At 71.4% G+C, this 14,898-nt stretch carries 15 protein-coding genes and 1 pseudogene; 2 read left to right on the forward strand and 14 right to left on the reverse strand.

Annotated elements, in window-relative coordinates; genetic code table 11:
- The coding region (locus H9Y04_RS00005) for a transposase family protein (protein ID WP_306660103.1) at positions 1-362 on the forward strand (362 nt) is incomplete at its 5' end.
- Positions 363-411: 49 nt separating this feature from the next.
- Here H9Y04_RS00005 and H9Y04_RS00010 read toward each other — a convergent pair.
- The 7 genes from H9Y04_RS00010 to H9Y04_RS00040 all read right to left on the reverse strand — a co-directional run bounded on the left by H9Y04_RS00010 (position 412) and on the right by H9Y04_RS00040 (position 8,199).
- A complete protein-coding gene (locus H9Y04_RS00010) occupies positions 412-1,389 on the reverse strand; it encodes a zinc-binding dehydrogenase (RefSeq protein WP_187811504.1) in 978 nt (325 codons plus the stop codon).
- Between the two features lie 10 nt (positions 1,390-1,399).
- A complete protein-coding gene (locus H9Y04_RS00015; RefSeq protein ID WP_187811505.1) occupies positions 1,400-2,404 on the reverse strand; it encodes a 3-oxoacyl-ACP synthase III family protein in 1,005 nt (334 codons plus the stop codon).
- 36 nt (positions 2,405-2,440) lie between these two features.
- Positions 2,441-3,217, reverse strand: a complete 777-nt coding sequence (locus H9Y04_RS00020; RefSeq protein WP_214660684.1) for an SDR family NAD(P)-dependent oxidoreductase — start codon at positions 3,215-3,217, stop codon at positions 2,441-2,443.
- On the reverse strand, positions 3,217-7,137 hold the full coding sequence (locus H9Y04_RS00025) for a non-ribosomal peptide synthetase (RefSeq protein WP_187811507.1): 3,921 nt from the start codon (positions 7,135-7,137) through the stop codon (positions 3,217-3,219). The genes H9Y04_RS00020 and H9Y04_RS00025 overlap by 1 nt, the downstream gene beginning before the upstream one ends.
- A 66-nt stretch (positions 7,138-7,203) precedes the next feature.
- Positions 7,204-7,476 carry a chorismate mutase gene (locus H9Y04_RS00030; RefSeq protein ID WP_187811508.1) on the reverse strand — a complete coding sequence of 91 codons (273 nt, stop codon included), beginning with the start codon at positions 7,474-7,476 and terminating at the stop codon, positions 7,204-7,206.
- A gap of 2 nt (positions 7,477-7,478) precedes the next feature.
- Positions 7,479-7,760: a hypothetical protein gene (locus tag H9Y04_RS00035; RefSeq protein ID WP_187811509.1), complete on the reverse strand. Its 282-nt coding sequence runs from the start codon at positions 7,758-7,760 to the stop codon at positions 7,479-7,481.
- An 88-nt stretch (positions 7,761-7,848) separates the two neighbouring features.
- Complete coding sequence (locus H9Y04_RS00040; protein ID WP_187811510.1) at positions 7,849-8,199, reverse strand: hypothetical protein; 351 nt, start codon at positions 8,197-8,199, stop codon at positions 7,849-7,851.
- Between the two features lie 143 nt (positions 8,200-8,342).
- Between H9Y04_RS00040 and H9Y04_RS00045 the strand changes: the two genes are divergently transcribed.
- A complete protein-coding gene (locus H9Y04_RS00045) occupies positions 8,343-9,365 on the forward strand; it encodes a helix-turn-helix transcriptional regulator (protein WP_187811511.1) in 1,023 nt (340 codons plus the stop codon).
- 35 nt (positions 9,366-9,400) lie between these two features.
- Here the strand turns inward: H9Y04_RS00045 and H9Y04_RS00050 are convergent.
- The 7 genes and pseudogenes from H9Y04_RS00050 to H9Y04_RS00080 form a co-directional block, all read right to left on the reverse strand.
- A pseudogene (locus H9Y04_RS00050) lies at positions 9,401-10,345 on the reverse strand (hydroxyacid dehydrogenase); the annotation flags it as partial.
- Positions 10,342-11,178, reverse strand: a complete 837-nt coding sequence (locus H9Y04_RS00055) for a 4'-phosphopantetheinyl transferase family protein (RefSeq protein ID WP_214660685.1) — start codon at positions 11,176-11,178, stop codon at positions 10,342-10,344. The gene H9Y04_RS00055 and the pseudogene H9Y04_RS00050, both read right to left, overlap by 4 nt.
- Positions 11,175-11,927 carry a 3-oxoacyl-[acyl-carrier-protein] reductase gene (gene fabG / locus H9Y04_RS00060; protein WP_187811513.1) on the reverse strand — a complete coding sequence of 251 codons (753 nt, stop codon included), beginning with the start codon at positions 11,925-11,927 and terminating at the stop codon, positions 11,175-11,177. The genes H9Y04_RS00055 and fabG overlap by 4 nt, the downstream gene beginning before the upstream one ends.
- On the reverse strand, positions 11,924-12,997 hold the full coding sequence (locus tag H9Y04_RS00065; protein WP_187811514.1) for a beta-ketoacyl synthase N-terminal-like domain-containing protein: 1,074 nt from the start codon (positions 12,995-12,997) through the stop codon (positions 11,924-11,926). Before H9Y04_RS00065 ends, fabG begins: the two co-directional genes overlap by 4 nt.
- On the reverse strand, positions 12,994-14,355 hold the full coding sequence (locus H9Y04_RS00070; protein WP_187811515.1) for a beta-ketoacyl-[acyl-carrier-protein] synthase family protein: 1,362 nt from the start codon (positions 14,353-14,355) through the stop codon (positions 12,994-12,996). The genes H9Y04_RS00065 and H9Y04_RS00070 overlap by 4 nt, the downstream gene beginning before the upstream one ends.
- A complete protein-coding gene (locus tag H9Y04_RS00075; protein WP_187811516.1) occupies positions 14,352-14,609 on the reverse strand; it encodes an acyl carrier protein in 258 nt (85 codons plus the stop codon). Before H9Y04_RS00075 ends, H9Y04_RS00070 begins: the two co-directional genes overlap by 4 nt.
- Positions 14,610-14,643: 34 nt before the next feature.
- Positions 14,644-14,853 (reverse strand): MbtH family protein, encoded by a 210-nt coding sequence (locus H9Y04_RS00080; protein ID WP_187811517.1) that lies wholly within the window; start codon positions 14,851-14,853, stop codon positions 14,644-14,646.
- Positions 14,854-14,898 lie beyond the last annotated feature (45 nt).

A 14,898-nucleotide genomic window follows, 5' to 3' on the forward strand; every position in this document is an offset into this window, starting at 1 on the left:
TCCTGACCGATCCGTTCGGCAGGCTGCTGTGGGCCTCGCCCGCTCTGCCCGGCTCCACGCATGACCTGACCGCCGCCCGCGCACATGGGATCATCGACGCGCTGACCGACGCCGGGCTCAGGTGCTGGGCCGACAAGGCGGATCAAGGAGCCAGCCACCTGGTCCGCGTCCCGTTCCGGGGCCGACGGCTCAAGAGGTGGAAGCGGCGGCACAACACCACCCACGCCAAGATCCGCTGCATCGGCGAGCAGGCCATCGCCGTCCTGAAGAGCTGGCGGCTCCTGCGGAACCTTCGCTGCTGCCCTGACCGCATCACCGACATCGTGAAGGCCGCCCTCGCCCTTCACCACGCCTCAACGTGAGGTTGGAAAAGGCTCAGTGTCAGGTGGAACTGCGGTGGCCTGTGCCGGATCAGCCCGGCGCCGCGCCCAGCCGGAACACCACCTTCCCGAAGTGCTCGCCGGAATCCATGCGCGCGAAGCCCTCGTGGGCGCGGTCGAGTGGCAGCAGCTGGTCGATGACCGGCCGTACGCCGGTGGTGGCGCAGAAGGACAGCAGGCCTTCCAGTTCGTCCTTGGTGGCCACGGTCGAGCCGACGACGTTGATCTCCCGGTAGAAGATGCGGGTGAGCTCGGCGTGCGCGGGCCGGTCTCCGCTCGTGGCGCCCGAGATGACCAGCGTGCCGCCCCGGCGCAGGGACTTGACCGAATGGGACCAGGTCGCGGCGCCGACGGTCTCGATGACGGCGTCCACCTGCTGCGGCAGCCGCTGCCCGGGCGCCAGCGCCTCGACCGCGCCGAGTTCCACCGCACGCCTGCGTCTGGTCTCGTCGCGGCTGGTGGCGAAGACCCGCAGCCCCGCCGCCTTGCCGAGCACGATCGCGGCCGTGGCCACTCCGCCGCCCGCGCCCTGGACGAGGACCGAACCCCCGGCGCGTACACCGGACTTGGTGAAGAGCATGCGGTACGCGGTGAGCCAGGCGGTCGGCAGGCAGGCGGCCTCCGCGAAGGAGAGCCCCGGCGGTTTGGGCACCAGGTTCCAGGTGGGTACGGAGATGTGCTCGGCGAAGGTGCCCTGGTGGTGCTCCGTGAGGATCGAGCGGGGCTCCCCGGGGGCGAGTCCGTGGCCGGTCAGTCCGATCACCGGGTACACGATGACCTCGTTGCCGTCCTCGTCGACTCCGGCGGCGTCCGTGCCGAGGATCATGGGGAGCCGGTCAGGGGTGAGACCGACCCCGCGCAGGGACCACAGGTCGTGGTGGTTCAGTGCGGCGGCTCTGACGTCGATACGGCTCCAGCCCGGGCGCGGCCGTGGAGCGGGGCGCTCTCCCTGCCGCAGGCCCCGGAGCGGTTCGCGCAGTCCGATCTCTGCGGCGTAGACGGCGAACATGAGGCGGCGGTCACCACTCTCGCTGCGGGAAGTTCTCGCTGCCGCACCAGTGGACGACCGTCCCTCCGTAGCTCATGCCGGCGCCGAAGCCCAGCAGGAGGACGCGGTCGCCGGGGTGCAGCCTGCCCGTCCGCTCGGCTTCGGCGAGCGCGATCACCACACTGGAGCCGCTGGTGTTCCCGTACTTGTCGGCCACGATGACGGCCTTGTCCGCCGGCTGGCCGAGGCGGCCGACCAGTTCCCGTACGAGGGTGGGGTTGGCCTGGTGCGTGATGATCAGCCGCACGTCGTCGAGGCCGACTCCCGCGGACGCGGTGACCTCGTCCACGAAGCCCGGGACGACGTCCAGGGCGAAACTCTTGACTCCCTTGGCGTCCATGCGGGTCACGTTCGAACCACTGAAGCGGTTCAACTGCCCGTCGCTGTCGCATCGTTCGACGAAGGCCGTGTAGTAGCGCTCCGGGTCCGTCCCGAGAAGGATCCGGCCGATTCCGGGGCTGTCCGAGCAGCGCTCCAGGAGGTAGCAGGCGGCACCGTCCCCGAAGATCGCGGCCTGGGTCCGGTCGTCCGGGGTGTTCAGCTGGGCCACCGTGTCCGCGACGACCACCGCGACGCGTTCGTACTGCCCCGACTGCACGTACTTGAGGCCGACATCCAGGCCGTAGAGGCCGCCTGCGCAGCCTCCGGCGTTCACATCGAAACCCGGCACCCCGTGGATCTGCGCCTTGCGCAGGATCAGCGCGGCCACCGCCGGGATCATGTGGTCGGGCGTCGAGGTGCAGCAGATCAGGAGGTCGATGCTCGCCGGATCCACCGCGGCCCGCTTGCACGCGTCCTCCAAGGCACCGAGAGCGAGGTCCGAGGTGAACTCGCCGGGTCCCGCGATCCGTCGGCTGTGGATACCGAGCCGTTCGCGCATCCAGGCATCGGTGGTGTCGTAACGCTCGACGAGTTGTGCGTTGGTGACTTCTTTCTCCGGAACACAGACGCCGATGGAACGTATCCCCACACTCATGCCACATTCACCTTCTCTGGGTTCGGACCGGGTGTTTCAGGAGCTGCGACGCCGCAGCCCGGGGGACATGCGGACCGCACCGTCGATGCGGAGGGTCTCCCCGTTGATCATGGGATTGCCGATGATGTGGGCCACCAGGCCGGCGAACTCATCGGGATGTCCCCACCGCCCTGGATGCACGAGATCGAGGTCCAATTCCCGACGGGCCGCCCCGGGTACGGAGGCGACGGCCGGCGTCTCGAAGAATCCCGGTGCGACGGTGACCACGCGGATGAGCGAACCGGCGAGCTCACGCGCCAGAGGCAGCGTCATGGAGACCACGCCGCCCTTGGACGCGGCATAGGCCGCCTGACCGACCTGCCCCTCGAAGGCCGCCAGGGAGGCCGTGTTGACGATGACGCCGCGCTCCTGCTCGCTCGGCTCGTTCCGCATCATCCGCTCCGCGGCCAGCCGGACGACATTGAAGGTGCCCACGAGATTGGCGGTCAGGACGTCCACGAACCGCCCCAGCGCGTGCGGGCCGTTCCGGCCGACCACTTTCGCCGCGTGGGGCACGCCGGCACAGTTCACGACGATCCGCAGGGTGCCGTGCCGCAGCGCGACATCCAGCGCGGCGGTCACGTCCGCCTCGTCGGCGACGTCGCCGCGTACGAAGACCGCGGTGTCTCCCAGGGACTTCAGCGCTTGCCGGCCGCGCTCCTCGCTGCGGCCGAGGACGACCGGAGTGACACCGGATGCGAGGAGCCGGCGGGCGACGGCGAGCCCCAGGCCGGAGGTTCCGCCCGTCACCAGGGCGACGGTGTCCGCCGGCATCACGACTCCCGCCCTCCTTCGCCGAGGAGGCGCCCGGAGACGACCGAGGCGAGAACCTGGGGCTGATGGGTGACGAAGTAGTGGCCGCCGCCCCGGATTTCCACCAGTTCGACGCGGGTCGCGTGGCGCTTCCAGTCCAGATACGCGCTCGCGTATCCCTCGGTCGCGCTGTCCTCGTCACCCATGACGGCGATCAGCGGAGTGGCGAGCGGCTGCTGCCGGCCCTGCTCCATGCCGATCTGGAATCGCAGCCCCTGCGTCATGTCGTGCCGGATCGCCTTCAGGACGGACCGCAGATCGGATTCCTCCAGCGCTCCGTCGAACCCCCCGAGCGACTTCATGTACGTGTACAGCGTGTCCGCCGACCAGGTCTCCGCACTCGCGAGCTCCTTCTCCGGTGCGGTGGCCGGCAGCGCGGCACCGATGTACAGCGCGGCCGGCCGACGGCCCTCATCTTCGAGGCGGCGGGTGACGGCCAGCGCGAGGGCCGAACCGGCGCAGTGCCCGTACAGGGCGAAGGGCCCGGTCAGGGAGGCGCGGATCTCCGCGGCGATCAGCTCGGCGGTCTCGTCCAGATCCAGGAAGGGTTCCTGCGGCCGGGTCGGATCGTGGCCGGGCAGTGCGGCGCTCCAGGTTCCGATCCCGGGTGCCAGTTCGGCGGCGAGCCGGTGGTAGGCCGCGGCGGTGCCGCCCCCGTAAGGGATGCAGACCAGAGTGACGGCCGCGTCCTCGCTCAGCGGCCGCAGGATGCGCCGCTCCGCGGTCGCGCCGTCCAGCGCGCGGATACGCAGGGCCAGGCTCTGCGGCGTCGGGTTCTGGAAGACGTCGAGCACCGTGGTCCCTCGGCCCAGACGGCGGGCCAGCCGCACCGCCTTGAAGGAGTCCCCGCCCAGCTCGAAGAAGTCGTCCCCGGCAGTGATCCCCGGCACCCCGACCGCATCGACGAAGGCGTCAATCACCGCCTGTTCCAGGGGAGTTGACGATGTCGTGTCCTGCGGCTCCCTTACGTGTACGGGATCCGGCAGGGCGCGCCGGTCCAGCTTCCCGTTGGCGGTGAGCGGTATCCGGTCGATCGCCGTCACGGTGGCCGGCACCATATGGGACGGCAGCCGGCGCGCGAGGCGGGCACGCAGCGCGGCGGTGTCGACCCCGCCCGGCTCCGCCGGCACCACGTACGCGGCCAGCACGTCGTCCCCGACGGCATCCCTGCGGACGACCGCACAGCAGGCCTCGACCCCCGGCGCGGCGCGCAACTGCGCCTCGATCTCGCCGAGTTCGATACGGAAGCCGCGGACCTTCACCTGGGCGTCCGCGCGGCCCTCGTACCGGAGGACTCCTGCGCGGTCGCGGCCGGCGAGATCCCCGGACCGGTACATGACCGAGCCGGGCGCGCCGAAGGGGTCGGCCAGGAAACGTTCGGCGGTGAGGCCCGGTCGGTTGAGATAGCCGCGGGCGGTCTGGCCGCCGGCCACATAGATCTCCCCGGTGACACCCGGCGGTACGGGCTGCAGGTTCTCGTCGAGCACGTAGAGCGCGAGCCCCGGCAGGCTCCGGCCGATCGGGCTCCCGCCGCGAGACGCGACGAGGGAGTTGTCGAGGGCCAGATGGCTCGCATGGACGGTGGTCTCCGTGATCCCGTACATGTTGACCAGTACCGGGCCGTCGTCCGGGTGGAGTGCGCACCACTCATCGAGCCGCCGCACGTCGAGGGCCTCGCCGCCGAACACCACGTACCGGAGGCGGAGACGACGTCCGATGCCCGGCGCGTCCTTGTGTGCCTGCAGCAGTTGGTAGAACGCCGACGGCGTCTGGTTCAGCACGGTGACCGCCTCGTCGGCGAGCAGCCGGAGCAGTTGATCCGGGGCGCGTCGCGTGGCCGGCGGTACCAGGACCAGACGCCCCCCGTGCAGCAGCGGGCCCCACAACTCCCATACGGAGAAGTCGAAGGCGAATGAGTGGGCCATGGTCCACACGTCGTCGGCCCGGAAGTCGAACAGCTCCCGGGTCGCCGAGAACAGGGCGAGGACGTTGCGATGCGGCACGACCACGCCCTTGGGGCGTCCGGTGGACCCCGAGGTGTAGATGACATAGGCCGCGTTGTCCGGTGACAGGGCCCGGCCGAGCTCCTCGGGGCGAAGGTTCTCCGGGGAATGCCCGGCCTGCTGCCGCAGGGTGGCCTCGCCGTCGGTCTCCACCCTGACCGGGCCGGAGCGTGCGGCGGTACCGGAGGCGGTGGTGAGCAGGAGCACCGGCTTCGCGTCGTCGAGCAGCGAGTCGATGCGGTCCTGCGGGTACTCCGGGTCGACGGGAAGGTAGGCGGCCCCTGACTTGAGGACCGCGAGAAGCGCCACCAGCAGGCCGGCGGTCGGCGGCAGCGAGACGGCCACCAGGCGCTCCGGTCCCGCGCCGTGCTCCGCGAGGAGCCGGGCCAGCCGGTTGGCCCGGGCGTTCAGTTCCCCGTAGGTCAGACCCTCGGTGCCGTCCGTGACGGCGACGGCGGCCGGAGTGCGGGCGGCCTGGGCCTCGAAGGCGTCGACGAGCGTGCGGGACTCGTCACCGTCGTACGAACGGTCACGCGGGCGAAGGAACTCACGCCGTTCCGCGGAGGTCAGCACGTCGATCTCGCCGAGCGGGCGATGGGCCCGGGCGAGGACCTGTCGCAGGAACTCCCCGAACCTCGCGCGATGGTCCCTGAGGTCATCGGCACTGTAGAGACGCGCGTTGGCGTCGATCGTGAACGTCAGGCTCCGCGGTGTCTCGTACACACCGAGCATGAAGTCCTCGATCGGTCCCGGCGCGAGGTTGTGATGCTGTGCCGGGCACCCGCCGAACGACAACTCGGTCTCCAGCGAAAGGACATTGACCGTCGGGCCGAACACCCGCGCGCTCCCCCTCTCCTTGCGGAGGTCGCGCCGGATGTCCTCGAAGCGGTAGCGCCGGTGGGGGCGGGTCTCGTCGATCTTTCCGGTGACGTGCGCGAGCAACTCGACGAACGTGTCCGTACGGGAGGTCCGCACCCGCAGCGGGACGATGTTGGAGACCATGCCCGGGGTCATGGCGGTCGCGGCGGTGTGGCGGTTGGAGACCGGGAGGCCCACGATCGTGTCCCGCGAGCCGGTGAACCGGCTCGCGTACGCGGCGAACGCGGCGACCATCACACGCGACCACTTCACCCCGTGGGCGCGCGAGAAATCGTCGAGCAGTTCCCTGAGTTCCTGGTCGGCGGACCAAGTTTCCCGCAGCGCGACGCCCGCCGGAGGCAGAGCTTCCGCACAGAAACCCGTCACCTGGTCGATATCGGCGAACTCGCCCAGCCAGTAACGGCGGTCGAGCGGGAAATCGGCCGACGAACGATATTCCCGGTCCTCTTCGACAAGGCGGGAAAGGCTACCGAAGGGTGTGGCGGGTGGTTCCTTTCCTGCGGCCGATGCCCCGTATATCTGTGCCGCACGGAAGGCGAGCAGCTGGGAGCTCACGCCGTCGGAGACGATGTGGTGCAACTGGCAGAACCAGATATGGCGTTCGGGCGCGAGGCGGAGCACCGCGTGCCGCTGGATCTCTCCCGCGGCGGGATCGAGCGGCAGGTCGATCCGCGCACGCATCCATCGATGAGCCGCTTCCCACGGATCGCCCTCCGCGGTGAGATCGACGAGGGGGACGGGGGCGTCCGGGGCGGACTCCACCCGCTGCCACGGACCTTCCGGATCCTCACCGAAGGACACCCGTAGCGCCTCCGCCTCCGCGATGACCCGGCCCACCGCTTCCTGCAGCAGTGCGGGGGACAGCGAGCCCCGGATGTCCAGGAACTCCGCGTAGGCATAAGCGAGTCGGGAGTCGTCCAGCTGCCGGCCGTACCAGATTCCGGCCTGGCCTTCGGTGAGCGGGAGCTTGGACGAGGCGTCGACAGGTGAACCGGTCACGTCGGGGCCCTCTCATGGGGGAGGGCCGGGAAGCCCGGCCCTCCTGTCTGTGCGTACGTACGGGTGCTAGCGCGAGGCGCTCGCGCCCCGGCAGATCTCCAGGAGCGCCATCGCGATGGCCGTGCCTTGCCGGCCGAACGACTCCGTGTACGGGGAGATGACGCGCATCTCGCGGGTGAAGTCGGTGCGGGTGCCGCCCGTTAACATCCGGGTGCGCTGGACTTCGCGGGACAGATCGCGGCGGCGCTCCACCAGGGCGCGGATCTCCGCGTCCACCAGGTCGAGCTGGTCACGGAGCGCGGACACGTCCGCGAGGGCGGTGGACTCGGTGTGCGCCATGATCAGTTGCCCCAGGTGTGGTCGAAGGGGGTCAGCAGTTCCACAACCTCGCGCACGACTTCCCGCGTCTCCTCGACGGCGGTGGTGGCGGTGGCGGCTATGGTGCGGCCCGGAGCGGACTCCGTGGCGGTGGCAGCGGTGTCCCGGCCCGGAGCGGGCTGCTCGGAGGCCATGGCCGCCGAGACCGGCACGGTGGTCGCGAGGACCACCAGGGCGACGGTGGCGACCCGGCGGGTGGCGGGCTTGGCGATGCTGCGGAGGCTGTGACGGACGATGGCACGCATACGGTGATGTCTCCCCTGAACTTTCACTTCGGTGCGGTTTCGTTCTCGGTCTCCTTGAGTTTCACACTCACCGCCAGTCCCGTCAGCACTACCGAGTGTCAGGGTCCTGTGATGGCAACTCCCTGTCATCGGGGCCGTCGTGGGAGTCCAGGCCGAGCTGTTCGAGGGCGCTCACGAGAGGGGTCGCCGGGGCCCAGTCGAGTTCCGATTCCGCCGTCGCCGGCAGCGCGCGGGCGACCAGACGGGCCGCCGCCGCCTCGGTTCCTTTGCTGTCGGGATGACCGAGGAACAGGGTCAGGTGTGCACCGCCGTCGGGGGACGGGAGAACGTGGATGTGCTCCAACTGATCTTCAGGGAGGGCGAGTTGGCGAATACGATCGTCGAGGGACGGCTCGCCGGGCAGCGCTTCGGCGGGCACGGTGGTCGTCACCAGGTACATGGGTTGCGCCTCCGCGAACTTCCTGTGAACCGGATCGCGTACCCCTGAGTAAGGTTGCCCTTGATCGAACTGGGCTGCGATAGTTGAGGGGACTGCGACGCGGTTTGTCCGGTCGATGGGGGAACTCTGGGGGGAGTTGAGTAATGGGGCAACTGGGTCTTGATGCGGATGCCGAGGCGGTATACCGCATTCTGCTGAAGCAGCCCAGGGCCGGGGTGACGGAGATTGCGGAGGGGCTCGACTGGCCCGTCGAGCGGGCCAGGGCCACGCTGGACAGACTCGCCGAACTCACGCTCGTACGGAATTCCTCCGAGGAGCCGGGCAAAGTCCGCCTGGTCAATCCGGAATTCGGGCTCGCGGGTCTGCTGCAGCGCCAGGAGCAGGAGCTGGCCCAGCGCCAGCAGGCCGTCGCCACCACCCGGCTCGCGATCACGCAGATGCTCACGGAGTACGGCCAGGACCAGGACGTACAGACCGACGAGGTCCGCAGATACACCGGGCTCGACGCCATCAACTCCCAGATCGAGCGCCTCGCCCACGGAGCCGAGAGCAGTGTCGAGGTGTTCGCCCCGGGCGGCGCCCAGACGGAGGCGGCCCTCAAGGCCGCCCGCCCGCTCGACCGTGCCGCGCTCGAGCGTGGAGTGCAGGTGCGCTACGTCTACCTGGACTCGGTGCGCAACGACCCGGCGACACTGGCCTACGCCCGCTGGCTGCACGAGATCGGCGGCGAGGTACGGGTGCTGCCCCAGCTGCCGCTGCGGATGATCATCTTCGACCGGCGCGCGGCCATCGTGCCCATCGATCCCGAGGCCGCCGCCCGGGGCGTGCTGATCCTGCAGGGCGCCGGTGTCGTCACCGCGCTCGTCTCGCTGTTCCAGCAGACCTGGGAGCAGGCCCAGCCGCTCGGCACCAGCAGAGCGGTGACGGCGACACCGGACGGGCTCACCCCGCAGGAACAGGCCGTGCTCGACCTGCTCTTCGACGGCCACACCGACGACGTGGTGGCGCGCAAGCTGGGCGTCTCGGTGCGCACGGGCCGGCGGATCACCGCCGACCTGATGGCCCGCCTCGGCGCGCGCAGCCGCTTCCAGGCGGGGGCCCTGGCGATGGAGCGCGGCTGGCTCGGCCCCGGGGCGGCCCCGGACGGCGACGAGGGCGGCGACTGAACTCACCGCGCGGGCACGGACGCGTCGCGCGGCGCGTTGACCGCGTCCGGTACGGGCATCCCGGCGAGCGCGAGCAGCACGGACTCGGCGGCCTGGGTGCCCGCCCGCTCCTGCGCCTCGGGCGTGCTGGCCCCCAGGTGCGGAGTGGTCACCACGTTGTCCAGCTCGAAGAGCGGGGAGTCCGTGCACGGCTCCTGTGCGTACACATCCAGCGCGGCGCCCGCGATCCGGCCCTCCTTGAGAGCCGCGTACAGCTCCTGCTCGTCCACGATGCCGCCGCGCGCCGCGTTCACGATGCGCAGATCGGTGCGTACGCGCTGGAAGGCATCGAAGCCGATCAGGCCGGCCGTCCGCTCGTTCAGCGGCAGATGGACCGTCAGGAACTGTGCCCTGGCGAGGAGTTCGTCGAGGCTGGTGAGGCGAACGCCGAGACTCCGCGCGTGCTCGGGATCCGCGTACGGGTCGTACGCGATCACCTCCATGTCGAACGCGGCGAGCCGGCGCGCCACGAGCGAGCCGATGCGGCCGAGTCCGAGCACCCCGAGCGTCTTGCCCGCGAGCTCCACGCCCGTGTACGAACTGCGCGCCCAGCGCCCGTCCTTGAGCGCGGAATGCGCCTGGGGGACATGGCGGGCCACGGCCAGCAGCAGCGCGACGGCGTGCTCGGCGGCGCTGACCACGTTGGAGGCGGGGGCGTTGGCGACGAGCACACCGGCGGCGGTCGCGGCCGGCACGTCCACGTTGTCGAGACCGACCCCGGCCCGTGCGACGACCTTCAGACGGGGGGCCGCGGCGAGGGCTTCGGCGTCGATCCGGGTGGCGGACCGCACCAGGACGGCATCGGCCTCCGCGAGCGCGGCGAGCAGCGCGGGCCGGTCGGTGCCGTCGACGTGCCGCACCTCGGCGGCGCCGTCCCGGGTGAGCACCTGCACGGCCTGGGGGCTGAGCGCGTCGGCGATGAGGGCGACGTAGGGACTCATGAGGCGAGTGGCCTTTCAGCGGTGGGAAGGATGGGGTCAACAGGCCCAGCGAGCAGGTCGGTTGGCGTATGGAGGGCCGCGAGCAGTGCGGAGCCGTCGTGCCGGGTCGGCCGTACCGGTGCCCCGACGGTGGCGAGTGCGGCCAGATGGCCGGGGCCCGCGTCCAGGTCGTACAGGTGCAGCGGCAGCCAGGGACGGTCGGGACCCGACCACGACAGGAGCCGGGGCGCGGCGGCGGGCGCCGTGACGTGCAGCAGTTCCGGTGCCACGGCAAGCCCGTCGCCGGTGGACTTGAGCAGGGCCTCCTTGCGTGTCCAGTAGCGCACGAAGCCCGCGGGCCGCTCCGCCGAGGGGAGCGCCGCGAGGGCGGCACGCTCGGGTGGGGCGAGGACCCGGTCCGCGGTCTCCTGCTCGCACGGGGCGATCCGCTCCACATCGACGCCGATGTCGGTGCCGAGCGTGAGCGCGACCACGACCCGCTCCCCGGAGTGCGACCAGGAGAGCCGCAGCGGCCGAGGCGGCTGCGGTTTCCCGTGCGGACCGCCGCACTGCTTGCATACGGCGGTCAGGGTCAACTCATCTGTGGATACGCCGAGTTGGGCGGCCGTCACCGTACGGGCGAGCGCGTGCGCGGTGAGGTGGAGCGCACGCGCCGCCGGCTTGCGCAGCCGGTCGGCGCGGGCGCGCTCCCCCTCGTCGAGCAGCTCCCGCAGCCGCGGGTGGGCGTCCCTGGCCGACGCCCACCACAGCTGGCACTCACCGGGCCGCAGCGGCGGTACGAGGGCCTGGTGCGCCGGGGCGGCAGGCAGTGGCTCCGCGGCCCCGGCCGTCACAGCCCGCCGTCCACGGGCAGCACCGCACCGGTCACATACGAGGCGCGCGCGGAGGCCAGGAAGGACACCGCCTCGGCGACCTCGGCCGCGAGCCCGGTCCTGCCCAGGGCCGTGCGCGCGGTGACCTGCTGCTTGACCTGGTCGTCGAGCACCGCCGACATGTCGGTGTCGATCAGGCCCGGCGCCACCGCATTGACGCGGATGCCGCGCCGTCCGACCTCCTTCGCGAGCGAGCGCGTCAGGGCGATGACCCCGGCCTTGGACGCCGCGTAGTTGGTCTGCCCGGCGTTGCCGTACAGGCCGGAGACGGACGAGACGGTAACGATGGCGCCGCTGCGGCGCTTCATCATCGGGAACACGACGGCCCGGCAGACGTGGTACGCGCCGTCCAGATTGGTGTCCACGACGTCGTGCCAGTCGTCGTCGGACATCATCAACAGAGGCTTGTCCCGCGTGATCCCGGCCGAGGTGACGGCGACCGCGACGGGTCCGAGTTCCTTCTCGGTGGCGTCCGCCCAGTCCCGTACGGCCGCCGCGTCCGTGACGTCCACGCGCCGTGCCAGCACGCGTGCGCCCGATGCGGTCAGCTCCTTCTCCAGGTTCGCGGCGGCCTGTTCGTCGCCGCGGAAGCAGAAGGAGATGTCGTGACCGTCCTCCGCGAGCCGCAGGGCGACGGCCCGGCCGATCCCGCGCGAGCCGCCGCTGATGAGCGCGACCGGACGCGAAGTCCGCTGCTCGGGGCTGTTCATGTGCTCTCTCCGTCCGTCATCAGGCGCAGTACGGCGCATCCCACGGGCCCGTCCGGATCGGTGGCCGTCACCAGGGCGATACGGCCCGGCGCGCCCGGCTCGGACAGCAGAGCCGCGAGCTGGTACGCACCCGTGGCGGCGGCCGTCTCGCCGAGCAGCGCGACGGAGGCCGCGCGGCTACGCACCTGCGGGCCGAACAGGTCCTCGTGCACCTGCCGTTCCTGCGCGCCCGCCACCCCCGGGGCCTCGCCGGGCACGGCGGCCCAGACCGACTCGGCCTCGACACCCGCCTGGGCGAGCGCGGTCCGCACCGCGGCCGTGAGTACCTCGGTGAACTCGCCCTGCGGCGCCACCCGGTGGTGCACCGCGAGCACCTCGGCGAGGGGCCGGCCGGTCGCGGTGTCGCCGGGTTCGAGCAGGACCATCACACAGCCCTCGCCCAGCACGAGGGCGTCCCCGTGCGCCGCGTGGGTGAGATGGGCGCGGATCGCCGAGTACTCCTCGGCCGAACCGGCGACCACCCGCTCGGCCCGCCCCTCGGCGAGCAGCCGTACGGCCTGGTCGAGGGCGATGAGCCCGGAGAGGCGTCCGGCGGCGACCGTGGTGTTGGGGCCCTTGAGCGCATGGCGGATCGCGCTGGCCGAAGCCGCCCTGTTCATCGCCATGTTGGGGACCTTCGACGGCATGACGTCGATGGGACGGTCCCCTTCGAGCGAGGCCTTGGTGAACTCCATGAACCCCTGCGCGCTGCCGGCCGCCGTGCCGAGGACGACACCGGTGCCGAGGTCGCCCTCCGGCAGCGCCGCCGTCTCGTGCGTCAGGAGCTCCCGTACGGTCACCGCGGTGAGGCCGGTCAGCCGGTCCATGCCCCGCGTGCCGGCCTTGCCGAGCGCTTCACGGACCTCGAACCCGGGGACGAGACGGGCCGTCGCGTCCGGCTGCGCCGTCCACTCCTCGGGCCCGGCGGACTCTGGCGGCGCGACGCGTCCGCGCAGACCGGCCGCCAGCGGGGCGCGGCCCGTGCCGTACGGCGACACGGCCGACCATGCGGTGATGACGGCGGTACTCATCGGACGTACTCCCCTCGGGGGCTTTCGTTGCCATGGCCCTGGTGGGCACGGCTCTCGTGACCACGGCTGCGGTGGCCACGGTCTTCGTGACCACGGTCTTCGTGACCACGGTCTTCGTGACCACGGTCCTCGTGCCGGCCGAGCAGCACGACGGCGTTGTTGCCGCCGAACGCGAGCCCGTTGTTCTGCACGATGCGCACATCGGCCGGCACCGACTCGTTCGGTACGACGTCCACAGCACACTCCGGGTCGGTGCTGCGGTGGTTGGCGGTCGGCGGTATGAACCCGTGCCGGATGGCGAGCGCCGAGGCGATGGCGCCCAGGGCGCTGGCCGCGCCCATGGTGTGCCCGATCATCGCCTTGATGCCGACGGTGCGCGGCGCCTCGTCCCCGTACACCTGGCGGATGGCCGCGATCTCGGTGGTGTCGTTGGTCGGGGTGCCGGTGCCGTGCGCGGAGATCAGGTCGACCTCCTCCGGCTTGACGGAGGCGTTCTCCAGGGCGAGGCGGATACAGCGGGCGACGCTGTTCTCCTCGGGCGCGGTGGGGTGCGCGGCGTCGCAGTTGAGGCCGTAGCCGAGTACTTCGGCGTAGATGTGTGCGCCGCGGGCGAGCGCCGACTCCTCGGTCTCCAGGAGCAGCAGGCCCGCGCCCTCGCCGGTGAGCAGGCCCACCCGGTCGGCATCGAACGGACGGCACTCGTCGGGCGCGATCAGACCGAGCCGGGCGAAGCCCGCGAAGGTCTTGCGGTTCAGGGCGTCCGCGCCGCCCACGAGCGCCCACTCGGCGCGCCCGTTGCGCACCGCGTCGAAACCGGCGCCGATCGCGTAGTTTCCGGCGGCGCACGCGGTGGCGATCGTGGACGACTCCACGTTCGTCAGGGCCAGTTCGCGGACCACGCCGAGGGCGAGACTGCCGGTGGCGGTCCCGCCCAGGGCCGCACCGGTGAACGCGCCGAGCCCGATGGTCAGCGCCGACTCGGTGAGCAGATCGAGCTCGCCGACCTCGCCGTCGGTGGTGCCGACGACGACGGTGCCGCGCCGCTCGCGCAGCCAGGCCTCGTCGAGCCCGGCGTCGTCGAGCGCCATCCGGGCGGCGGCCGCCGCGAACTGCGTGGCACGGCCGGTGTGTTCGGGCCGCACCCGGTGCAGCCGGGCGGCGGCGTCGAAGCCGTGCACCTGGTGGCCGCGGCCGCTGGGGAAGCCGGTGGTGTCGAAGACGGTGATGGGCCCGGTGCCGACCCGGCCGGCCCGCAGGGCCGCGGTGAACTCCGCGACCCCGTTGCCGACGCTGGACAGCGCACCGCAGCCGGTGAGGACCACACGGCGAGGAGCGGCCGCGGCCTCGGCGGCGCTCATGGCTGACGCCGTTCGGCCGTGGCCAGCACCTCGAGCACGGCGTCCAGGTGGATCAGCTTCACGAGGTCGTCCTGCGGCAGGACGACGCCGAGTTCCTTCTCGATGCGGGACAGGATCTCGATGGCGCCGAGCGAGTCCGCGCCGTGGTCCTCGATGAACAGGCTGGTGTTGGTGAGCTCGTCGTCCTCCAGCTCCAGGATGTCGATGATGATGGCCCGGACGGCGGAGACGTCCACGGGAGTGTTCACAGTCATGTCAGCTGCCTCTCGGATCGGATGGCCCGGTTGCTCAGGCCGCGGTGCGGGTCAGGGACTTGGGCCGCATGTCGGTCCAGGTGCGCTCGATGTGGTCGAGCGCGGCCTCGCGGGGGCCGGCCGGAAGCACGGTGGTCCAGCCGGCCGGGACGGCGGCGAACTCGGGCCAGATGCAGTGCTGGCCCTCGTCGTTGGCAAGGACGAGGAAGGTGCCGCTCTCGTCGTCGAACGGGTTGTTCTTCATGGGTCTTTTCCTCCGGATGTACGTGCGGGAATTCAGGCCGAATGC

It is taken from the genome of Streptomyces polyasparticus (assembly GCF_014493765.1).
GTDB classification, from domain to species: Bacteria; Actinomycetota; Actinomycetes; order Streptomycetales; family Streptomycetaceae; genus Streptomyces; species Streptomyces polyasparticus.